Genomic DNA, 21,436 nt, shown 5'->3' on the forward strand with positions numbered 1-21,436 from the left:
AACCCACACATAACGAGGAGATGACCGCGTGCCTGGCACAAACCTGACTCGCGAAGAGGCGCGGCAGCGGGCGACGCTGCTGACCGTTGACTCGTACGAGATCGATCTCGACCTCACCGGCGCGCAGGAGGGCGGCACCTACCGGTCCGTGACCACGGTGCGCTTCGACGTCGCGGACACCGGCGACGGGAGCGGCGGCGAGTCCTTCATCGACCTGGTCGCGCCGACGGTCCACGAGGTGACGCTGAACGGCGACTCCCTCGACGCCGCCGAGGTGTTCCAGGACTCCCGCATCGCCCTGCCGGGGCTGCTGCCGGGACGCAACATCCTGCGCGTGGTCGCCGACTGCGCGTACACCAACACCGGCGAGGGGCTGCACCGGTTCGTCGACCCGGTCGACGACCAGGCCTACCTGTACACGCAGTTCGAGGTGCCGGACGCGCGGCGCGTCTTCGCGAGCTTCGAGCAGCCGGACCTGAAGGCGACCTTCCAGTTCACCGTGAAGGCGCCCGAGGGCTGGACGGTCATCTCCAACTCGCCCACCCCTGAGCCCCAGGACAACGTCTGGGTCTTCGAGCCGACCCCGCGCATCTCGTCGTACATCACGGCGCTGATCGTCGGCCCGTACCACTCCGTGCACAGCGTGTACGAGAAGGACGGCCAGTCGGTCCCGCTCGGCATCTACTGCCGTCCCTCGCTGGCCGAGCACCTCGACTCGGACGCCATCTTCGAGGTGACCCGGCAGGGCTTCGAGTGGTTCCAGGAGAAGTTCGACTACCCGTACCCATTCGCGAAGTACGACCAGCTGTTCGTGCCCGAGTTCAACGCGGGCGCGATGGAGAACGCGGGCGCGGTGACCATCCGCGACCAGTACGTGTTCCGTTCGAAGGTGACGGACGCCGCGTACGAGGTGCGGGCCGCCACGATCCTGCACGAGCTGGCGCACATGTGGTTCGGCGACCTGGTCACCATGGAGTGGTGGAACGACCTGTGGCTGAACGAGTCGTTCGCCACCTACGCGGAGGCCGCCTGCCAGGCCGACGCGCCCGGCTCGAAGTGGCCGCACTCGTGGACGACGTTCGCCAACCAGATGAAGACCTGGGCGTACCGGCAGGACCAGCTGCCGTCCACGCACCCGATCATGGCGGACATCAACGACCTGGACGACGTGCTCGTCAACTTCGACGGCATCACGTACGCCAAGGGCGCCTCGGTGCTCAAGCAGCTCGTGGCGTACGTCGGTGAGGACGCGTTCTTCAAGGGCGTGCAGGCGTACTTCAAGCGGCACGCGTTCGGCAACACGCGCCTGTCCGACCTGCTGGGCGCCCTGGAGGAGACCTCCGGCCGCGACCTGAGGACCTGGTCGAAGGCGTGGCTGGAGACGGCCGGCATCAACGTCCTGCGCCCGGAGATCGAGACGGACGCGGACGGGGTCATCACGGCCTTCGCGATCCGCCAGGAGGCCCCCGCCCTGCCCGTCGGCGCGAAGGGCGAGCCGACGCTGCGCCCGCACCGCATCGCGATCGGCGCCTACGACCTCGACGCGGACGGCAAGCTGGTGCGCGGGGAGCGCGTCGAGCTGGACGTCGACGGCGAACTGACGGCCGTACCGCAGCTGGTCGGCAAGCGCCGCCCGGCGGTCGTGCTGCTCAACGACGACGACCTGTCGTACGCCAAGGTCCGACTGGACGAGCAGTCGCTGGCCGTCGTCACCGAGCACCTCGGCGACTTCACCGAGTCGCTGCCGCGCGCCCTGTGCTGGGCGTCGGCGTGGGACATGACCCGGGACGCGGAGCTCGCGACCCGCGACTACCTGGCGCTGGTGCTGTCCGGCATCGGCAAGGAGTCCGACATCGGCGTGGTGCAGTCGCTGCACCGGCAGGTGAAGCTGGCCATCGACCAGTACGCCGCCCCGACCGCCCGCGAGGCGCTGCTCACCCGCTGGACGGAGGCCACGCTGGCCCATCTGCGGGCCGCCGAGGCGGGCAGCGACCACCAGCTGGCGTGGGCGCGCGCGTTCGCGGCCACGGCCAGGACGCCGGAGCAGCTGGACCTGCTGGACGCACTGCTGGACGGCACGACGACGATCGAGGGCCTGGCCGTCGACACCGAGCTGCGCTGGACGTTCGTGCAGCGGCTCGCGGCCGTGGGCCGGTTCGGCGGGTCGGAGATCGCGGGCGAGTACGAGCGGGACAGGACCGCCGCCGGTGAGCGGCACGCCGCCACCGCGCGGGCCGCCCGTCCGACCGAGGCGGCCAAGGCGGAGGCCTGGGAGTCGGTCGTGGAATCCGACAAGCTGCCGAACGCCGTGCAGGAGGCGGTCATCGCCGGCTTCGTCCAGACCGACCAGCGTGAGCTGCTGGCGCCGTACACGGAGCGGTACTTCGAGGCGCTCAAGGGCGCCTGGGAGTCCCGCTCGCACGAGATGGCTCAGCAGATCGCCATCGGCCTGTACCCGGCGGTGCAGGTGTCCCAGGAGACCCTGGACCGCACGGACGCCTGGCTGTCCTCCGCCGAGCCGAACGCGGCCCTGCGGCGGCTGGTCTCGGAGTCCCGCTCGGGCGTCGAGCGCGCGCTGAAGGCGCAGGCCGCGGACGCGGCCGCCTCCGGCGAGTAGGCGCTACCTCTCCGGGGGGCGTCCGGTGCTCGTCGCGCCGGGCGCCCCCTCCCCTTTGCCGTCGGAGGGCGCCCGCGGGCCGTCGGAGGTGGGAGTCGCGGCCGTGCGCAGGGCGTCCAGTACCCGGCCCACCGCCGCACTCTCCTGTGCCCCCTTGCGCACCGCCGCGACCACGTGCCGCACGGGGCGGTCCGCGCGCAGCTCGCGCATGACGACCCCGTCCCGCGGCACGGCCGCCATGCGCGGCACCAGGGCCACGCCCATGCCCGCCTCCACCATCGCGAGGATCGCCGTCCAGCCGGCCGCCGCGTGGCCCTGGTGGGGCCGGAACCCTGCCGTCTCGCACGCTGCTCGCGTGATGTCGGACCAGGGCCCGCTGCCCCCGAAGATCCACGGTTCGGCGGCGAGCTCGGCCAGCCGCAGCCCGTCCGCGCGGGCCAGCGGGTGGTCGCCGGGCAGGGCGACGTCCAGCGGGTCGGTGAGGAGCGGGACGCGGGTGAAGCGCGGGTCGACGGCGCTCGGCGCCTGCGCGGCCAGCGACAGCGCGAGGTCCACCTCCCCGGCGGCCAGCAGCTCGTACGCCTCCTGCGCCTCGGCCTCCCGCACCCGCACCGCGATCCGCGGGTGCGTCGCCCGCAGCGCGGTCACGGCCGGTACGACGAGGGCGGGTACGGCGGTGGAGAAGGCGCCGACCCGCACCTCGCCGGCGTCCCCGTGGACGTAGGCCGCCAACTCGGCGTCGGCCCGTTCCAGTTGCTCGAACACCGCCTCGGCGTGCCGCAGCACCAGGCGGGCCGCGTCCGTCAGCCGGACCCGTCTGCCCTGGGCCTGGAGCAGCTCCACCCCGAGCTGCCTGGAGAGGTTCGTCAGCTGTTGCGACACGGCGGACGGCGTCATGCGCAGCGCCTCGGCCGTCGCGGTCACCGTGCCCCGTTCCCGCAGCGTCCGCAGGATGCGCAGCTTGCGGATGTCCCAGTCGGCCATGGCGGCAACCTATCCGCGGACCGCCCTCGTCACCGACGCGGCCCGGCCCCCGAGGCGGCACCGAGGACGACGCCGCCGAGGATCAGCGCCATGCACCCGGCCTGCGCCCAGCCGGTCGGCTCGGACAGCAGGGCCCAGGACAGCAGGGCGACGCACACCGGCTGGAGGTAGTAGACGACCCCGGCCCGGGAGGGACCGATCAGGGAGATCGCCTTGTTCCAGGCGAAGAAGGCGACCGCGGAGGAGGCCACGCCGACGTAGAGGAGCGGCAGGACGTTGCCCGGGGCCGGGCTGAAGCCGCCCTGGACGGCGAGGCTTACGCCCTGGGCGGGCAGCAGCAGGACGGTGCCGAACAGGAACGTGGTGAAGAGGAACCCGACTCCGTCCAGACCGGCGGGCCTGCGGCGCAGCAGCGCGCTGTACGACCCGAAGCAGCAGGCGGCGGCGATCATCCACAGGTCGCCGGCCGACAACGACGCCCCGCCTCCGACCAGCAGCAGCACGCCCGCGCAGGCGATGAGCAGCCCGGCGACCCGGCGGGCGCCGAGCCGTACGCCGCCCGCCCGTTCGAAGACCGCCATCAGCACCGGGGACGCCGCCATGATCATGCCCATGTTGGCGGCGGGGGTGGTGACTCCGGCCTGGTTGACCAGGGTGTTGTAGACGGTCACGCCGAGCAGGGAGGCGAGGAGGACGAAGCCGAGGTGACGCCGGATCAGCGCCCGTTGCCGCCAGGCCCGCCGGGCGCCGAAGGGAGCGACGACGGCGAGCGCCACCACCCAGCGCCAGAAGGCGTGCTGGACGGGGGGCACGCTGTCACCGAGGGCGCGGGAGGTGACGAAGCTGCCGGACCAGACGAGGGTGGCGAGTACGGCGAGCCCGATTCCGAGGGCGACGGGGGCAGCGGGGCCGACGGGGGCGGCCGGGCCGACGGCGGGAGTGGGTGCGGGAGTGTTGGTCCGGCGGTCGGCTACGGCCACGGAGGTCCTCTCGGCGGGGCGACGGTCACGGTGGTCCTGCCGGTCTACCGTCGCAGTGCCGGACCCGTCAGGTCCATCGAATCTTTTCGACCGTTCCTTGAAGGAGAACTGAAAGGTGCGGAGGGCTCGGCCGTCCGCGCCCGTGACACGAGCTGTCCCGCGGTCGTCGCCCCGAACGCCAGCGCCATGCCGGCCAGCTGCACCGGCGTCAGCGTCTCGCCGAGCGCCGCCCGGCCGACGACTGCGGCGGTCAGCGGGGAGAGCGGGCCGAGGAAGGTGACCTGGGTGGCGGAGAGCCGTCCGATGCCGCGGAACCAGAGCCAGTACGCCAGCGCCGTGTTGGCCAGGGCCAGGTAGAGGTAGCCGCCGACCGCCGGGGCGTCCAGGGCGGGCGGGGCGCCCTCGGCCAGGAGGGCGAGCGGCGCGATGAGCAGGCCGCCGGCGGTCAGCTGCCAGCCGGTGAGCGCGAGCGGGCCGACACCGTCGGGGCGGCCCCACCGCTTGGTGAGCACGGTGCCGGCCGACATGGAGGCGGTGGACGCGAGGGCCGCCGCCACGCCGGGCGCGTCCAGTGCCCCGGCCGCCTCCAGCACCACCAGGCTGACGCCGGTCGCGGCGACGACGCCGGTGAGCACGGACCGGACGGTGGGCCGCTGTCCGAGCAGCAGCGCCGAGAGCCCGACGACGAACAGCGGGCCGACCGAGCCGACCGCGGCGGCCGTCCCGCCCGGCAGCCGGTAGGCGGAGAGGAACAGCAGCGGGAAGAAGGCCCCAATGTTCAGCGCGCCCAGCACCGCCGCCTTCCACCACCAGGTGCCGCGCGGCAGCACCCGGGCGAGGGCGAGCAGCAGCAGACCGGCAGGCAGGGCGCGCGCCAGCCCGGTGAACAGCGGCCGGTCGGGCGGCAGGAACTCGGTGGTCACGGCGTAGGTGGTGCCCCAGGAGACGGGCGCCAGGGCGGTGAGCGCGATGAGGGCGGGACGGCCGGCGGGCATGGCGGGCCCCCTTCCGGGAGGCGGAGGCGAAGCCGGGAAGCTCGGTAGATAGTAGCTTAGTCCTAAGCAAGTTTACGGCAAGCTACTTTCTTGCGACCGAACATGCCCGGCCTCGATACTCGTGCCATGACTGAACGCCCCGGACAGCGCCCCGAGCCGCGCAAGGACCCCGTCGACGCGATCATCGAGCAGTGGGCGGAGGTGCGGCCCGACCTGGACACGGCCGCCATGGAGGTGTTCGGTCGCGTCTTCCGGCTCGCGCGCGCGATGGGCGACCGGATGGAGAAGGCGTACACGCGCTTCGGGATCTCCCGCGGGGAGTTCGACGCCCTGGCCACCCTGCGCCGCTCCGGTGAGCCCTACACGCTCTCCCCCCGGCAGCTCTCGGCCACCCTGATGCTCACCACGGGCGGCATGACCGGCCGGCTGGACAAGCTCGAACGGGCCGGACTGCTGCGCCGCTCCCCCGACCCGCACGACCGGCGGGGACTTCAGGTCACGCTCACCGACCGGGGGCTGGAACTGATCGACGAGGCCGTCGGCGCGGGACTGGCCGTCCAGACGGAGGCCCTGTCCGTCCTCGACGACGAACGGGCGGGCCAACTGGCCGTCCTGCTGCGGGATCTCCTCGCCGGAACCGAGAAGTAGGCGGGGAAAGCGCCGAGGGCGCCGGTCCCCCGCCCGTACACGCGCTGACGCGCGCACGTGCGGTGGGACCGGCGCCCTCGGTGAAGCTGAGGCGGGCCGTCAGGCCTTGGCGTCGGCCTTCGCCTTGGTCCTGATGTTTCGGGAGGTCACGCGGTGCTCCTCCTTGGACTTGTCCAGAACCATCACCAGGGCCGTGATGACCACGAACAGCGCGATCGGGGCCACGACGAACAGGCCCACCGTCTCGATGACGCTGAGACCGGTACCGGGGTCGTCGCCGTCGTCGCGGGTCAGCGCGAGCGCGGGGGACGACATGAGCAGCATCATCAGCGTCGTACCGGCTGCCAGGGCGCCGGCGCGCAGGGCGTTCTTCTTGTCCACGGTGCAAAGTTAGCGAACGGCCGGAGCGGGCGCGCGCCCGGGGTGCCGTACGAGGGCCCGGGTACGTGCCGCTCAGCCGTCGGCGCGGTCCCGTACGGCGTCGATCAGGGCGTGCAGCCTGGGGGAGAGGGCCAGGTCCTCCAGGGTCACGGGGCGGCCCTCGGCGTCGGCGACGGGCAGGCGCCAGTTCGGGTACTGGTCCCAGGTGCCGGGGAGGTTCTGCGGGCGTCGGTCGCCCACGGCGTCCGGGAGCCAGATGCCGGCCATGCGGGCGGGGGTGCGCAGCAGGAAGCGGTGGACGGCCTGGATGCCGGCCTCCTCGGAAGGGCCGCCGGTGTCGCCGCCGGTGCCGTGCAGCAGGCCGAGCCGGGCCAGTACCTCCAGCCACTCGGCGGTGTCCGCCGACGCCTGGGCCCGCTCCTCCTCCAGCGGGCGGGTGAGCAGGCCGAGGCGGTCGCGGAGTTCGACGTGTTCACCGGTGAGGCGGGCCGCGGTGGACGGCAGGTCGTGGGTGGTGGCGGTGGCCAGGCAGTCGGCGCGCCACCGCTCGGGCGGCAGGGGGCGGCCGTCGCCCGCCCAGTCGCGCTCGAACCACAGCACCGAGGTACCGAGCACCCCGCTTTCGCGCAGCGCCTCGCGTACGCCGGGCTCCACGGTGCCCAGGTCCTCACCGATGACCACGGCGCCGGCCCGGGTGGCCTCCAGGACGAGTACGGCGAGCATGGCCTCGGCGTCGTAGCGGACGTAGGTGCCCTCGGTGGGCGGGTGGCCCTCGGGGACCCACCACAGGCGGAACAGGCCCATGACGTGGTCGATGCGCAGGGCCCCGGCGTAGCGGAACAGGCCTCGCAGCAGGCTCCGGAAGGGTGTGTAGCCGGTCTCGGCGAGCCGGTCGGGGCGCCAGGGCGGCAGGCCCCAGTCCTGGCCCCGGGCGTTGAAGGCGTCGGGCGGCGCGCCCACCGACATGCCGGCGGCGAAGTACTCCCGCTGCGCCCAGGAGTCGGCGCCTCGCGGATGCACGCCCACGGCGAGGTCGTGGACGATCCCGACCGGCATGCCGGCCTCTCGGGCGGTGAGCTGCGCGGCGGTGAGCTGGGTGTCGGTGAGCCAGGTCAGGCGGGAGTGGAAGTCGACGCGGTCCCTCAGCTCGGTGCGGGCACGGTCGGTGTCGGCCGAACGGGGGTCGCGCAGCCCCTCGGGCCACTGGTGCCAGTCGGAGCCGTGGACCTCGGCGAGCGCGCACCAGGTGGCGTGGTCTTCCAGCGCGCCGCCCTGTTCGGCGAGGTAGTCGCAGTAGGCGGCGCGGCGGCCGGGCCCGAGAGGGACCTCGCACAGCATTTCGAGGGCCGCGCGCTTGAGCTCCCACACGGCGTCCCGGTCGATCAGGGCGTCCTTCTCCAGTACGGCCTCGCGCAGCCGCCCGGCCCGCTCCGTGAGGGCCCGGACGCGCGCGTGGTCGGTGACGTACGCGAACTCGGGCACGTCCTCGATCCGCAGGTGCACGGGGTCGGGGAAGCGACGGGAGGAGGGCCGGTACGGGGAGGGGTCGGTGGGGGCGCCGGGCACGGCCGCGTGCAGCGGGTTGACCTGGACGAATCCGGCGCCGAGGTCGCGCCCGGCCCAGGCGGCCAGTTCGCCGAGGTCGCCGAGGTCGCCCATGCCCCAGGAGCGTCGGGAGAGGAGGGAGTAGAGCTGGACGAGGAGTCCGTAGGAGCGTGTGGGCAACACGGGCAGCCCGGCGGGCGCGACGATCAGGTGGGCGCGGGCGGTCCGGCCGTCGGGCGCGGTGGCGGTCAGGCGGTGGACGCCGGGCGGCAGCGGCCCGGTGCCGGCACACGTCTCGCCCTGCTCCGTGTCGACGCGCAGCCGGGTGCCCTCGGGGAGAGCGGCCAGGGCGGCCGGCGTCCCGCCGTCGGGCCGGGCGACCACGGTGGGCGGCAGCAGGCGTTCGCGCAGCTCGCTCTCACGGGCGGCGAGCGCGGCGCGTACGGCCTGCGGGGTGCTCGTGTCCACGCCGAGGGCGGCCAGGGCCAGGGTGACGGCGGTGGCCGAGGCCGCGACGGTGCGGTCCGGGGACGGGCTGTAGGAGGTGGCGACGCCGTGCAGGGCGGCGAGCCGGGTCAGATCCTCGGGAAGGTCCTCGGTGGGGGGCTCGGCCGGCCTGGCTGCTGGCATCTGTGACCTCTACGACCTCGTGGGTTCCGGGACGGCGAAGGAGGGGCCGCCCTGCTCCGGCACGTCCGCCGTGAGTTCGGGCGAGGACTCGCTGGTCAGCGGTACGGCGTCGGCGAACGGCGACTCGCTGGTGAGGGGCTCGGCGTCGGGCAGCGGCGGTTCGCTGGTGAGCGGGGTCTCGGCGCAGCTGCCGGTGGCGCCGAAGACGCAGTAGTGCGGGGTGTCGGAGGCGGCGGAGGGCTCCGCCCATGGGCTGGACGGCTCCGCCACGGGTTTGGACGGGGCCGGGAGCAGAAGCGGTGCCAGTGCAACCACGGGGGTCTCCTTCGTAGAACTTCGTCGAGATTCGTCGACTTCTGTCGAGCACGCTTTTGGCGGGTTACGGCAGGCCCCTACCCAGTCCGCGCGAGGTCAGACGCCCCAGCGCCGACAACGTGCCGCTGGTCACACTCCATCCCGGTGAACTCGCTTCGAATGCGGACAGAACAGTCACCTAACCCGTTCGGAGATCACGCAAACCGGTCACGCGGGCGAGCGTCGTCGACGCCGGGGCCTCCTCGCGAGGATCAGGTGAGCGCCTACCTGCCGGCCCAGCGCGCCGCCCACATGGGGCGGGCGGATGCGGGAGCCCACGGCGGACAGAGGCCCGGCCCGGCGTACGCGAAGGCCCGGACCGTCAGGCGGAGATGCCGTCGATCCGGGCCATCGCGTCCTCCGCGCCGTACGGCTGCAAGTACGGCAGCCAGCGCGGGTCCCGGTGGCCCGTGCCGATGATGCGCCAGGCCAGACCGGTGGGCGGGGCGGGTTTGTGGCGCAGGCGCCAGCCGATCTCGCCGAGGTGGCGGTCGGCCTTGACGTGGTTGCAGCGGCGGCAGGACGCCACCACGTTGTCCCACGCGTGCAGGCCCCCGCGACTGCGCGGGATGACGTGGTCGACGCTGGTGGCGGCGGCACCGCAGTACATGCAGCGCCCCCCGTCGCGGGCGAAGAGCGCCCGCCTGGTGAGCGGGACGGGCCCCCGGTAGGGGACCCGCACGAACCGCTTGAGCCGGACCACGCTGGGTGCGGGCACGGTGACGGTCGCGCTGTGCAGATAGGCGCCGGACTCCTCAAGGCATACGGCCTTGTTCTCGAGGACGAGGACGAGCGCGCGGCGGAGCGGTACGACGCCGAGTGGCTCGTACGACGCGTTGAGAACCAGGACATGCGGCACGGATGCCTCCTTGTACGCCGGCGGCGCGTGGCTCGCGCCGGGACGATCCGTAGTCAGTCTCCCCTCATGCCTGGTGGAAGCGCCACCATGTCCCGGTAACGGGCTGGGAGTGTTTTCGACCACATGGGATTCATCCCCAGGACCGTGACCTGTTCAAGCGCGGGTGAGCACCGTCTCTCCCGCGCATTTCGGGGCGATCCGCGCCCGGTGCCCCGTTAGTGTGGTGCATCTGCCCGTCCGGTGACCTTTCCGTGACCTTGGGCCGGGGCCTCGGGCTGACCTTGGACCGGACCCGTGAGGACGGGCCGCCGCTTCTGGAGGTATCCGCCGTGTCCCTGTCCGCCGCCGTCCTGATGGCCGCCGGTTCGTCGCCGTCCCCGACGCCGTCCCCGACGGCCCCGGCGATGCCCTCGCTCCAGGAGGCCCACGAGAGCGCGACGAACGCCGCCGGCTGGGTCGAGGAGAACTGGTCGACGTGGCTGGCGATCGGGCTGCGGGTGCTGCTGATCGTGGTGATCGCGACGGTGCTCAGGGCGGTGGTGCGGCGGGCGATCACCAAGCTGATAGACCGGATGAACCGCAGGCCCGGGTCGGGCGGCGGCACCGCGCTGAGCGGACTGCTGGTCAACGCCGAGCGACGCCGTCAGCGCTCGGAGGCCATCGGGTCCGTACTGCGCTCGGTGGCCAGCTTCGTCATCCTCGGCACCGCGGCGCTGATGGTGCTGGGCACCTTCCAGATCAACCTGGCGCCGCTGCTGGCGTCCGCCGGTGTGGCGGGCGTGGCGATCGGCTTCGGCGCCCGCAACCTGGTCACCGACTTCCTCTCCGGCGTCTTCATGATCCTGGAGGACCAGTACGGCGTCGGCGACAGCATCGACGCGGGCGTCGCCTCGGGTGAGGTCATCGAGGTCGGCCTGCGGGTGACCAAGCTGCGTGGTGACAACGGAGAGATCTGGTACGTCCGCAACGGCGAGGTCAAGCGGATCGGCAACCTCTCCCAGGGCTGGTCGACGGCCGGCGTGGACGTCACCGTCCGCTCCGACGAGGACCTCGACAAGGTCAAGGAGACCATCGCCGCGGTCGGCGAACGGATGAGCAAGGAAGAGCCCTGGAACGAGATGCTCTGGGGCCCGATCGAGGTGCTCGGCCTGGACTCCGTACTGCTCGACTCCATGGTGGTGCGGGTCTCCGCGAAGACCATGCCCGGCAAGGCCCTCACCGTCGAGCGCGAACTGCGCTGGCGCATCAAGCGGGCCTTCGACGCGGCCGGCATCGCGATCGTCGGCGGCGCCACGGTCCCGCTGGAGGGCGCCCCGGCCGCCGCCGACCCGACGGCGGGTGTCGCGGCACCCTCCGCCTACGCCAGCACGGTGTCCCCGCAGTCCATCGCGGCGTCTCCGATCCCGCCGCCGAGCACCGCCAAGTAGCGGCCCCGGACGGACCGCTCACGGTGGTCATCCCTCCTCGCGGCCTGCGCGCCGAACTCCATGAACCTCGATCCGCGCCGCGGCGGAGGACCCGCCGGAGCCTCAACCGACCTCGGCCGCCGCGAGCACAACGCCGAGGGCGATGTCGAGGGCGGCCACCCTCGGGCGGGTGGTCGGCCGGTGTGTCCACCCGTACTGAGTCATGACATCCGCCTCTCCCCGTCTACTTCTCGCAGCCTATTACCTTCTTACCGACCGGCAAATACGACGTCGCAAAGCGTTCCAGCTCGTCTCGCAGATCCATGGCCTCACTGCTCGGCATGTTCATATCGATGTCGAGCACATGACTCTTCTTCCCCTCCCCGCACGGAGTGACGGCGATGAATTTCCCGTCGGCGATGACCGCATTGGTCACACCCTTGGCCTTCTGCGGATTCCGGAAAGCACTCGCACCCCGCGCGTGCTCAAGCGCGTCGAACGAGTTTTGACCACTGTATTCCACGATGTAAAGAGCGGCCTTTCCGCCCACCGACACCGTGCACTGCGCGTACTCGTCCTTTCTCGGGGACTGGGGCTCGGTCTTCACGTCATCGCCGTCCGGCAGCAATGGAGCCGTGAGTTCGGGCGTGATCGCGACACCGCAGAGCTGCTCGGGAATCGCGTTGCTCTTGTCGTTGCCGCATGCCGACATACCGACGGCCAGGACCGCCACCGACGCCCCCGAGAGCACGATTCTGCGGAATACCCTAACGCTCATTGAGGCCCAATACCTGCAATCCTGTTGGCGGTGCTGTTTCCGTTGAAGGCGGAGTTTCCGATGGAATCCTGACGCAGATACTCGTTCCCTTCCTGCGAGAGTCGATGGTCAGGATGCTCCGCGCTCCACTCGTCCCCCAGGGCCTGCAAGTAGCCTTGCCGCGACTGGAAATTCTGAGTGTTGTCGATGGCCGCCTTGTCGTCGATGCGCTGCTGTTCCTCCAGCTGCCAGGCATAGGCCGCCGAGTCCACACCGCGCTGGAGCGCGTCACCCACCACCGGAACAAAGTTCGCCGCTCCACCGAACCCGTGATAGCCCCACTTGGCGGGCCAGGACGGGTCGTCCTTGTCGGTGTCGATCGCCTGGTAACGGGCGGATTCCATGAAACCGACCGTTTGCCCCGCCCGCTTGAGCTCTTCCTCGGGATCGCCTTGGTGCTCGGCATGGATATCGGTGATGATCGCCTGGTTCACGCCCTCCGTCAGGAGACCGTAGGCGTTCTGATCCCGAGAGACCTGCTTGGACACTTCCAACAGGTCCTCGTAGTTCAGCGGGCTCGCCGCGGTGTCCAGGGAACTCGCCGACTGGTGGACTTCGTCTCCCCAGTTCCCCAGGAGCAGCGCCATGTCGTCCCGCAGTTCGGGCGGAAAGTCGTCGCCCTTGCCGGACAGGCGCCCCAGAGTGCCCTCCAGAACCTGCCGCTGCGGGTCGGTGTGCTCGTACGAGGTGAGGACGTGCGGCTGGTCCGGGTTGAGGCCGGTTCCCGCCGCCAGCAGCGCCTTGCCCAGCGCGTCGCGGGACTGTGTCGTGCCGTCGCCCTGACCGAACGGGTCGTCCTCGTCGTAGAACTCGCGGTCCTTGAGGAGGTAGTCGGCCCAGTCGTCGTCGTTGAAGAGCTTTGTCGCGACGTCGGGGTTGTGGGAGACCGCCTTGAGGTATCCGCCCATGGGATCGGTGCCCGGCCGGCCGAAGTCCCCGTCGGCGTCCTTGCCCGTGTAGTCGAGTTGGGCCGCGATTCCGGGGTTGCCCCAGATCGCCCCCGGCTCGAAGGGCTTCTTCTTCTCCTCGAAGGTGCGCAGGGCGTCGCCGTACTCGTTCAGGAAGTCGCTGTCGAACTTCCCCTTCACCATGAGGTTGCTCATGATCTGGAAGCCGTACGGCTTGACCATGATGCCCTCGTGCCCGAACTGCTTGCCGCCGGCGGCGATGATGTCCCGCTTCCACGCCTCCATCTCCGGGGAGTGGCTGTGTGACGCGTTCGCCAAGGACATGCTGAGGTTCTGTTGCGCCTGCCCCAGCAGCTTGGCCCGCTCCCCCTCGGGCGTGTTGCCCTGGCCCGGGTCGGCCAGGTCGCGCCAGAACTGGAGGGTCCCGTCCGCCCCGAGGCCGGTGGCGAAGGTTTCGGTGAAACCGGGGTTGTCCCGCTGGTCCTCCAACATCTCGTTGAAGCGGGCCAGTTTCTCCTCACTCCACTCGTCCACGTGCCCCTTGCCGATCTCCCTCTTCCAGTACTCGGCGTCCGCTCTGCCTTGTGCGCGGTCCGCCTCCTCGACCGAGTCGGCGCCCTTCTCCGTGAAGTCGTACTTGTTCTTCACCAGGGCACGCAGGGCGCGGGCGACGATCCGGTCGGTCTCACTCGCCTCCGTGAGGATCTTGTTGATCCTGCGCTGGGCGACGTCGAGCTCCTCGTCGGTCGGCTTGTGGATGTCGTCGCTGCTCCCGGCCGCCGCGCCGGAGGGAACCGACGCGATGACGCTGCCGTTCCCGTTGACGTAGATGTTCCGTTTCGCCAGGTCGTCGATGGCGGTGCGCAGGTCCGCCTTGTGCTTGACGAAATCGGAGTGAGCGCCTTGGAGCAGGCCGTGCACGCTCTTCGCTTCCGCGGCGGCGTCCGAGAACTGCTTCGCCGTCTTGGTGACGAACTCCCGCGAGACGGTGGCGTTGACGCCCTTCCAAGTCGCCGCGTTCGCCTTGCTCCTCAGGCCCTCGCCGCTGACCTGGCCGCCGTCACCCCCGGTGGCGAGTTTCTCCAGCCGACCGGTCATGGTCTTCCAGTCGTCCACGGCAGTCTTCAGACCGCCCAGCCTCAGATCGGTGAGCTCTTGGACGGTGAGCGTGTCCGCCACGTGTGATCAGTCCCCGTTGTCCGTGCGTGGTGTTCCGCCGGCAGGCGTCAGTGGAAGTAGTCGTTGATGCGCGAGGGTGTCAACAGGTCGCCTGCCGCGTTTCTCATGCCCGCCTCCACGTAGGCCTCGTCCTTCGAGTGTTGGGCCCGGGTGAAGTCCAGGTGATTGGAGATGTGCGCGCAGGCCTGTTTCAACGTGCCGAGCTGGGTGTTCCACCCGTCGTGAACCTCGAGCAGCGCTGCTCCCATGTCCAATCCGTCGTTGAAGAGGGAGTTGGACGCGGTGAACGTGCTCGGCCGTGCGAGGTCACCATCCGTCGACACCTGCGACAGCAGGTCGTACGCCATGTTGCCCAGTTTGCCCAACTCGTCGTCGTGCACCACCAGGTCGCCCGGTGCGGTGTCGCCGCCGACATTGGCCGGCGCCTGGTTCAACTGCATGTGCGCCGACTGACCCTGAGCAGCCTCGCTCTTGACGCGCTCCCACTCGTCCCACGCCATCCGGCACTTCCTCCCCGTACGCGTTCGCGATGGGCCTGGCGGTTCCGTGCCTGCGCCCCAACACCTCGAACATTCCTACCATGTGCTACTCGCGCCGCCTGGGCTCTCCTTCGAAAGGCGGTGGCACCCGGGCTCCGAGCGTCACCGGGCAGCGGGCGTCGCGCTCGTCCTTGCGAGGAAAAGCTGAGCGGCCGAGAGGCAGGTGTGGACACGCATGGCAGGAACCGCCGGCACGCCGGGCACCCCGCGCGTCCTGCGCGCCATGAACGACCGGGCCGCCCTGGGCCTCCTGCTGGAGCACGGACCGCTGTCCCGCACCCGGATCGGCAAACTCACCGGGCTGTCTAAGCCGACCGCCTCCCAGCTGCTGGCCCGCCTGGAGGCGGCGGGGCTGGTCCTGGCGGGCGGTACGACCGAGGGCCGCCCGGGGCCCGGCGCCCAGCTCTACGAGGTCAACCCGGCCGCCGCGTACGCCGCCGGGGTCGACGTCACCCCGGACCGCGTGCTCGCCGCGGTCGCCGACGTCACCGGGCGCACGGTCGGCCGGCACGAGCTGCCCACCCCGGGCCGGCGTGCCGCCGTCCCGGTCGTCCAGCAGGTCACCGACGCCCTCGACGGCGCGGTGAAGGCGGCCGGGCTCGCCAGGGACGACGTCCACCGCGTCGTCATCGGCACCCCGGGCGCCTTCGACCCGGGCACCGGGCGGCTGCGCTACGCCTCCCACCTGCCGGGCTGGCACTCCCCGACCCTCCTCGACGAACTCGCCGCCGCCCTGCCGATGCCACTCGAGTACGAGAACGACGTGAACCTCGCCGCCGTGGCCGAGCAGCGCCTCGGCGCGGCCCGGGGCCACGAGGACTTCGTCCTGCTGTGGAACCAGGAGGGGCTCGGCGCCGCCCTGGTCCTCGGCGGCCGGCTGCACCGCGGCTGGACCGGCGGCGCCGGCGAGGTCGGGTTCCTGCCCGTACCGGGCGCCCCGCTGGTCCGCAAGGTCAGCCGTACGGGAAGCGGTGGCTTCCAGGAGCTGGCCGGCTCCCAGGCCCTGCCGGGGCTGGCCCGGGAGTTCGGCGTCGCGCCGGTGCCCTCCGGCTCGTACCCCGAGGCCGCCGCCGCCCTGGTCGCCCGGGGCGCGCGGGCCGACGACGACAACGACCCGCACCGCCGCCTGCTGCGGACCTACGCCACCCGCCTGGCCACCGGCCTGGCCTCCCTCGTCTCCGTCCTGGACCCCGAGCTCGTGGTCCTGAGCGGCACCTCGCTCACCGCCGGCGGTGAGGCGCTGCGCGCCCTGGTCCAGGACGAGCTGGAGGAGCTGGCCGCGTCCAGGCCCCGGCTCGTCGTCGGTGAGGTGACCGGACACCCCGTACTGCGCGGCGCGCTGGAGAGCGCGCTGGCTGCCACCCGCGACGAGGTCTTCGACACCTCCCGCTGACCCCGCGCCCCCTCGGTTCCACTCCGCGCACCCACGTCCCGCACCACCGCCCCGTCCCGCCACGCCTGCCTCAGGGAGATCCGTCATGCCCGGAATATCCAGAAAAGCAGCTCTCGCGGTCGTCGCCTCCGCCTCCCTCACCCTCCTCGCCACCGCCTGCACCGGTCAGTCCGGCACCGGCGCCACGGACGATCCGAACGCCGAGACGACCATCACCTTCTGGCACGGCTGGAGCGCGCCCGCCGAGGTGAAGGCCGTACAGGAGAACGTGGACCGCTTCGAGAAGGCGCACCCCAACATCAAGGTGAAGGTCGTCGGCAACATCAACGACGACAAGCTCGACCAGGCTCTGCGCGCGGGCGGTTCGAGCGGGCCGGACGTGGTGTCGTCGTTCACGACCTCCAACATCGGCAAGTTCTGCTCCTCGGGCGCCTTCCTCGACCTGAAGCCGTTCATCTAGAAGTCGAAGCTCGATCTGGACGCGCTCATCCCGGAGCCGATGCTGGAGTACACGCAGTTCGAGGGGACCCGCTGCGCCCTGCCGCTGCTCGGCGACGCCTACGGCCTCTACTACGACAAGGACGCCGGACGCCTGGATCATCGACTTCACCAACCCCCGTGCTGTTCGCCACGGCGGCCGACGGCGACCCGCTCGCCCGGGCGGTCGTCGACCGGCAGGCCGACGAGGTGGTGGCCATGGCCGCGGTCGCGCTCGCCCGGCTGGACCTGCTCGCCGGACGGACACCGGTCCTGCTGGGCGGCAGCGTCCTGGCGGCACGGCATCCGCAGCTCGACGACCGGATACGGGAGCTGCTGGCGGACGTCGCCCCCGAGGCCGTACCGCGGGTGGTGACGGCACGGCCGGTGCTGGGCGCGGTGCTGCTGGGGCTGGACCGGGCGGGGGCGGCCCCCGAGGCCCACGCGCGGGCGCGGGCGCACTTCACCGTCTGAGGGGCCGCCGGGCCGCGGCCGGAGCCCCGGCCCGAGGGCGCGGCGGGGAACCGAGCCGGTTCCGGTGGCGTGTTCATGGGCAGGGGTGGTGCGGAGCACCGTGATCGGCACGCCGTGGCCGGAACGCCGGCGGCGGAACACCCGGATCGGTACAAGATCGGGTGAAGGCCGGTGCGAATGCCGGTGCGGGCAGCGATACTTGCGGCGACGGATGACCATGGGGGAGGTCAGCAGTGACTCAACCGCCGAAGGGCAGCGCGGCGCCATCGCCGGGCCCGGGCGTGCCCACCCTGCCCGCCGTACCGCCGCGGCCGCACCCACAGCCACAGCCGTTGCCCCAGCAGCGGTCGGGCGGCGGCGTCCCCGTCGCATCCCCTCCGGCGTCGCCCCGCCGCACCGCGTTCGCCGAGGGCGTGGACCGGCTGCGCGCGGCGGCCGTCACCGAACCGGGGCGGCTGCGCATCATCGGCGCGCTGCTCGCCGCGCTGGTCGTCGCCTTCGGCACCGTCGCCGCCTGGCAGACGCACGAGCGGTCCACGGCGGCCGACGACGTGCTGACCCGCAGCCAGCCGCTCACCTCCGACGCGGCGGACATCTACCGCTCCCTCGCGGAGGCCAACACCGCCGCGTCCAGCGGGTTCCTGGCCGGCGGCCAGGAGACCAAGGCGTCCCGCGACCGGTACGAGAAGGGCATCCGCACCGCCGCCGAAGGCCTCGTGAAGGCCGCCGCCGGCTCGGACGCGGACTCCCCCTCCGCGAAGACCATCACCAGGCTCAACCGCCTCCTGCCCGAGTACAAGGGCCTCATCGAGCGCGCCCGCACCTACAACCGCCAGGGCTTCCCGGTCGGCGGGGCCTATCTGCGCTACGCCAACGAGAAGATGCAGCAGGAGATGCTCCCGGCGGCGGAGGACCTCTACAAGAAGGAGAACCAGCGGCTGCGCGCCGACTACGCCGACGCCAAGCCCTACCCCTGGGCCGCGCTGGCCCTCGGCGTCCTCGCGCTCGCCGCCCTGGCCTGGGCGCAGCACCGCAACTACCGGCGTACCAACCGCGTCCTGAACCAGGGCCTGGTCGCCGCCACCGCCACCACCACGATCGTCCTGCTCTGGCTGGTCGTCGGCCACAGCGTCGCACGGTCGAACCTGGGCGACTCCTACGAGCACGGCGTGCGCTCGCTGAACGTGCTGCACGACGCCCGCATCGCCTCCCTCAAGGCCCGGGGCAACGAGAACCTCACCCTGGTGGCGCGCGGCGCGGAGACGAGGAAGGTGGACGGCGAGACGTACGACGCCTACGACTACGACTTCGGCCGGAACATGGCCACTCTCGGCAAGGGCCTGGCCGAGGCGACGCGGCTCGCCGACGACGAGGCGGGCAGGCTGCCCGTCGCCGCGGCGAACCGCGACATGACGGAATGGAAGAAGCGCCACGCGTCGGCCCGTGAGCAGGACGAGAACGGCAACTACCAGCAGGCGCTGGACCTGGTCATCGGCGGCGAGGGCGCCACGGTGGAGTGCTTCGACGGCGTGGACGCCTCGCTCACCGACGCCCTGGAGCACGAGGAGCGGGAGTTCCTGCTGGCGGCGGGCGACGGCCTGGACGCGATGGACCACCTGCCGCGGGTCGCGGGCGTCCTCGCCGGTCTCGGCGCGGCGGGCGCGCTGCTGGGCATCGGCCGCAGGCTCTCGGAGTACCGGTGAAGCACGGCGCGGACCCGGCGGACGGGCGGGAGAGGACACCCATGGAAGGAGGCGCGACAATGCGCGCACGACGACTGCGGGGCGCCCTGAGGGGCTGGGGCGGTGTGGGGGCGATGGCCTTCGCCTGCGCTCTCGCCGTGCTCTTCGCCCTGCTCCTGCCGGTGGTCCGCTCGCACGGCGAGGGCGGTGGCACGGGCACGGGCGGCCACGGGGTCGCCCACGGCAGCCAGGCGCGCGCCGCCGAGGAGTGCCAGGACCCGGAGAAGCAGACGCTGTCCCCGTCCGGTGACGACGGCCCCACCATCGACGAGATCCAGAACCGCCGCGGCGAGAAGCGGAAGCTGATCGTCGGCGTCGACCAGAACAGCTACCGCTGGGGCTACCGCGACCCCAACAGCGGCGGAGACGCCGAGCTGGAGGGCTTCGACATCGACCTGGTGCGCCGTATCGCGGAGGACATCCTCGGCGACCGGGACGCCGTGCAGTTCAAGGCGATCCCCACCGACCAGCGCATCCCCGCGATCCAGGACGGCCGGGTCGACATGGTCGTCCGCACCATGACCATCAGCTGCGACCGGCTGACCGACGTCGCCTTCTCCGCGCCCTACTTCAAGACCGGTCAGCAGGTGCTGGCGCCCAAGTCCTCGGACATCACCGGGTACGACAGGACGCTGGCCGGCAAGAAGATCTGCACGGCGGCGGGTTCGACGGCGCTGAGCACGCTGGAACAGCGCCAGAAGGAGGGCGGCCTGGCCGCCGACGTCGACCTCGGCACCACCGTGCCCAACCAACTGGACTGCCTGGTAAGGCTCCAGCTCGGCGAGGTCGACGCGGTCGTCACCGACGGCGCGCTCGCCGCGAGCCAGGCCGCACAGGACCCCACGGTCGAACTGCGGGGCACCACCTTCACCGACGACGAGTACTACGGCGTGGCGATGAAGAAGGACGCCGACGACCTGGTACGCCGGGTCAACCAGATCCTCGTGGAGTGGCGCGCGGACGACACCAGGGGCTGGAAGTACTCGTACGACCAGTGGCTGTCGCAGACCATGGGAGACGCGGCCGGGTCGGAGCCACCGCAGAAGCCGGACTACCTGCGCACGAGCTGAACGACCGTCGCACACACGGAAAGACGCACACACGGAAAGACACGGAAAGACCACAGGACCACGTACGGGACCGCGGCAGCGAGAGGTGATCGATGGGCGACACGGGACCCACCGGGCCGGTGATGGACCGGGACGAGGTGGACCGTGCGCTGGCGCGGCTCGGCGCGGAGCACGAGGCCGTCGAGACCTCGCTCCTCGCCCTCCAGGACCACGCGGGCCGCAGACTCCTCGAAGGCGCCGAGCTCACGGGGGTGACCGGCGAGCGCTGGGCCGCCGCCGAGGCGTCGATCACGCTGCTGTGGACCTACTTCGACGCGTACACGGGCGCGCTGCGCACCGCCCGGGAGATCCGCTCCCGGCGCCGCTGGTCCAGCCGTGAGGACCTGGTGGCGCTGACCGAGCTGCTGCGCGGCGAGGCCGTCACCGTGGCGGGCGGCGCCGCCGTGGCCACCGCCGACGCGCCCACCCCGCACGGCGGTCCGGCCCGCCTCAGCGAACGGTACTCGCTGGTCACCCTGGTGGACCGGATGAACCAGTTGTACGCGACCTCCCTCGACATGGTGGTCGCCGCCGACGCGGTGTGGTCGGCGCTGCCCGCGCGGATCGATCTGCTCGCCGCCGAACTCCAGCGCACGCGCCGGCTCGCGCACTCCGTGGGCGTCCGCCCCGGCGAGCACCCGGCCGGCGACGACCTGGAGCGGATCACCCGCACCCTGACGAGGCTGCGCGAGCAGGTGGTGTCCGACCCGCTGGCCTTCTGGCTGCCCACCGAGGGCAGTTCGGCGCCGGGCGGTGGCCGGCCGGACACCACGGTGTACGACCGGGAGGCGCGCGCCCTGGAGGACGTGCGCCGCGAGATCGACGCCGTGCTGGCCGTACGCCAGGACGCCGAGCAGCGGATCGTACGGCTGCGGGACGTCCTCTCCCGCGCGGACCGCACGCTCGCCGAGGCCCGCACCGCGCGCGGCGAGGTGCTGGCGAAGATCGCCGCGACGGAGGTGCCCGTGGTCAGCGGACCGCCGACCGCGCTGCAGGAGCAGCTGGCGGCGGCCGCCGAGTACCGCAGACACGCGCAGTGGCACCGGCTGTCCCCGCTCCTGGAGTCCCTGGAGGAGAAGGCGGAGGACGAACTGCTGCGCGCCCGCGAGTCCCTGACGGCGGTCACCGCGCCACTCGCGGTCCGCGCCGAACTGCGCGGCCGGCTGGACGCGTACAAGGCGAAGATGGGCCGGCTCGGCCACGCCGAGGATCCCGAGCTGGTCGAGAAGTACGAGAAGGCGCGCCGCATGCTGTGGAGCGCGCCCTGCGACCTGCGCGTGGCCGGGCAGGCCGTACTGCGCTACCAGCACGCGGCGGCCGAAGTGCTCGCCCTGGCCCCGCGGGTGCCCGGGCAGGGCGGGCCGGTGGACCGGACGGGGCCCGGCGCGTGAGCGACGAG

General features: G+C 72.0%; 17 protein-coding genes and 2 pseudogenes. 9 read left to right on the forward strand and 10 right to left on the reverse strand.

What is annotated here, in order from left to right:
* Positions 1–28 precede the first annotated feature (28 nt).
* The gene (pepN, locus tag ACH4NX_RS22275) at positions 29–2,617 is read left to right on the forward strand and encodes an aminopeptidase N (RefSeq protein ID WP_398128647.1); all 2,589 of its coding nucleotides are present in this window, start codon (positions 29–31) and stop codon (positions 2,615–2,617) included.
* Positions 2,618–2,620: 3 nt separating this feature from the next.
* Here the strand turns inward: pepN and ACH4NX_RS22280 are convergent, their stop codons facing one another.
* Genes ACH4NX_RS22280 through ACH4NX_RS22290 form a run of 3 tightly spaced genes read right to left on the reverse strand, consistent with a single transcriptional unit; the run spans position 2,621 to position 5,576 of the window.
* Positions 2,621–3,601 carry a LysR family transcriptional regulator gene (locus tag ACH4NX_RS22280; protein ID WP_398128646.1) on the reverse strand — a complete coding sequence of 327 codons (981 nt, stop codon included), beginning with the start codon at positions 3,599–3,601 and terminating at the stop codon, positions 2,621–2,623.
* A 29-nt stretch (positions 3,602–3,630) separates the two neighbouring features.
* Positions 3,631–4,581 carry a DMT family transporter gene (locus tag ACH4NX_RS22285; RefSeq protein WP_398128645.1) on the reverse strand — a complete coding sequence of 317 codons (951 nt, stop codon included), beginning with the start codon at positions 4,579–4,581 and terminating at the stop codon, positions 3,631–3,633.
* Positions 4,582–4,625: 44 nt separating this feature from the next.
* Complete coding sequence (locus tag ACH4NX_RS22290) at positions 4,626–5,576, reverse strand: EamA family transporter (RefSeq protein WP_398128644.1); 951 nt, start codon at positions 5,574–5,576, stop codon at positions 4,626–4,628.
* A 126-nt stretch (positions 5,577–5,702) separates the two neighbouring features.
* Here ACH4NX_RS22290 and ACH4NX_RS22295 point away from each other — a divergent pair, with 126 nt between their 5' ends.
* The gene (locus ACH4NX_RS22295) at positions 5,703–6,224 is read left to right on the forward strand and encodes a MarR family transcriptional regulator (RefSeq protein ID WP_351387794.1); all 522 of its coding nucleotides are present in this window, start codon (positions 5,703–5,705) and stop codon (positions 6,222–6,224) included.
* Between the two features lie 99 nt (positions 6,225–6,323).
* Here the strand turns inward: ACH4NX_RS22295 and ACH4NX_RS22300 are convergent, their stop codons facing one another.
* The 4 genes from ACH4NX_RS22300 to ACH4NX_RS22315 form a co-directional block, all read right to left on the reverse strand.
* The gene (locus ACH4NX_RS22300) at positions 6,324–6,605 is read right to left on the reverse strand and encodes a hypothetical protein (RefSeq protein ID WP_351387791.1); all 282 of its coding nucleotides are present in this window, start codon (positions 6,603–6,605) and stop codon (positions 6,324–6,326) included.
* A 72-nt stretch (positions 6,606–6,677) separates the two neighbouring features.
* Positions 6,678–8,780, reverse strand: coding sequence for a 4-alpha-glucanotransferase (gene malQ / locus ACH4NX_RS22305; protein ID WP_398128643.1), 2,103 nt, complete (start codon positions 8,778–8,780; stop codon positions 6,678–6,680).
* A 9-nt stretch (positions 8,781–8,789) separates the two neighbouring features.
* Positions 8,790–9,095, reverse strand: coding sequence for a hypothetical protein (locus ACH4NX_RS22310; RefSeq protein WP_351387788.1), 306 nt, complete (start codon positions 9,093–9,095; stop codon positions 8,790–8,792).
* A gap of 361 nt (positions 9,096–9,456) precedes the next feature.
* Complete coding sequence (locus ACH4NX_RS22315) at positions 9,457–9,993, reverse strand: HNH endonuclease (protein WP_351387786.1); 537 nt, start codon at positions 9,991–9,993, stop codon at positions 9,457–9,459.
* Between the two features lie 329 nt (positions 9,994–10,322).
* Between ACH4NX_RS22315 and ACH4NX_RS22320 the strand changes: the two genes are divergently transcribed.
* Positions 10,323–11,420 (forward strand): mechanosensitive ion channel domain-containing protein, encoded by a 1,098-nt coding sequence (locus ACH4NX_RS22320; protein ID WP_351387784.1) that lies wholly within the window; start codon positions 10,323–10,325, stop codon positions 11,418–11,420.
* 223 nt (positions 11,421–11,643) lie between these two features.
* Here the strand turns inward: ACH4NX_RS22320 and ACH4NX_RS22325 are convergent, their stop codons facing one another.
* From ACH4NX_RS22325 to ACH4NX_RS22335, 3 genes are read right to left on the reverse strand one after another with little or no spacing between them, the layout of a single operon-like run.
* A complete protein-coding gene (locus tag ACH4NX_RS22325; protein ID WP_398128642.1) occupies positions 11,644–12,132 on the reverse strand; it encodes a hypothetical protein in 489 nt (162 codons plus the stop codon).
* Between the two features lie 41 nt (positions 12,133–12,173).
* Complete coding sequence (locus tag ACH4NX_RS22330; RefSeq protein ID WP_398128641.1) at positions 12,174–14,303, reverse strand: hypothetical protein; 2,130 nt, start codon at positions 14,301–14,303, stop codon at positions 12,174–12,176.
* Between the two features lie 47 nt (positions 14,304–14,350).
* Positions 14,351–14,803 carry a hypothetical protein gene (locus tag ACH4NX_RS22335; RefSeq protein WP_351387778.1) on the reverse strand — a complete coding sequence of 151 codons (453 nt, stop codon included), beginning with the start codon at positions 14,801–14,803 and terminating at the stop codon, positions 14,351–14,353.
* Between the two features lie 214 nt (positions 14,804–15,017).
* Between ACH4NX_RS22335 and ACH4NX_RS22340 the strand changes: the two genes are divergently transcribed.
* From ACH4NX_RS22340 to ACH4NX_RS22365, 6 genes and pseudogenes are all read left to right on the forward strand, one after another.
* Positions 15,018–16,235, forward strand: a complete 1,218-nt coding sequence (locus tag ACH4NX_RS22340; protein WP_398128640.1) for an ROK family protein — start codon at positions 15,018–15,020, stop codon at positions 16,233–16,235.
* Positions 16,236–16,320: 85 nt separating this feature from the next.
* Positions 16,321–16,821: pseudogene (locus ACH4NX_RS22345) on the forward strand (extracellular solute-binding protein); the annotation flags it as partial.
* Positions 16,822–16,847: 26 nt separating this feature from the next.
* Positions 16,848–17,186: pseudogene (locus ACH4NX_RS22350) on the forward strand (ATPase); the annotation flags it as partial.
* Positions 17,187–17,419: 233 nt separating this feature from the next.
* Positions 17,420–18,889, forward strand: coding sequence for a hypothetical protein (locus ACH4NX_RS22355; RefSeq protein ID WP_398128639.1), 1,470 nt, complete (start codon positions 17,420–17,422; stop codon positions 18,887–18,889).
* A gap of 59 nt (positions 18,890–18,948) precedes the next feature.
* Positions 18,949–19,998: a glutamate ABC transporter substrate-binding protein gene (locus tag ACH4NX_RS22360; RefSeq protein ID WP_398128638.1), complete on the forward strand. Its 1,050-nt coding sequence runs from the start codon at positions 18,949–18,951 to the stop codon at positions 19,996–19,998.
* Between the two features lie 92 nt (positions 19,999–20,090).
* The gene (locus tag ACH4NX_RS22365) at positions 20,091–21,428 is read left to right on the forward strand and encodes a hypothetical protein (protein ID WP_351387768.1); all 1,338 of its coding nucleotides are present in this window, start codon (positions 20,091–20,093) and stop codon (positions 21,426–21,428) included.
* Positions 21,429–21,436 lie beyond the last annotated feature (8 nt).

It is taken from the genome of Streptomyces sp. NPDC017225, from assembly GCF_044331465.1.
GTDB lineage: Bacteria > Actinomycetota > Actinomycetes > Streptomycetales > Streptomycetaceae > Streptomyces.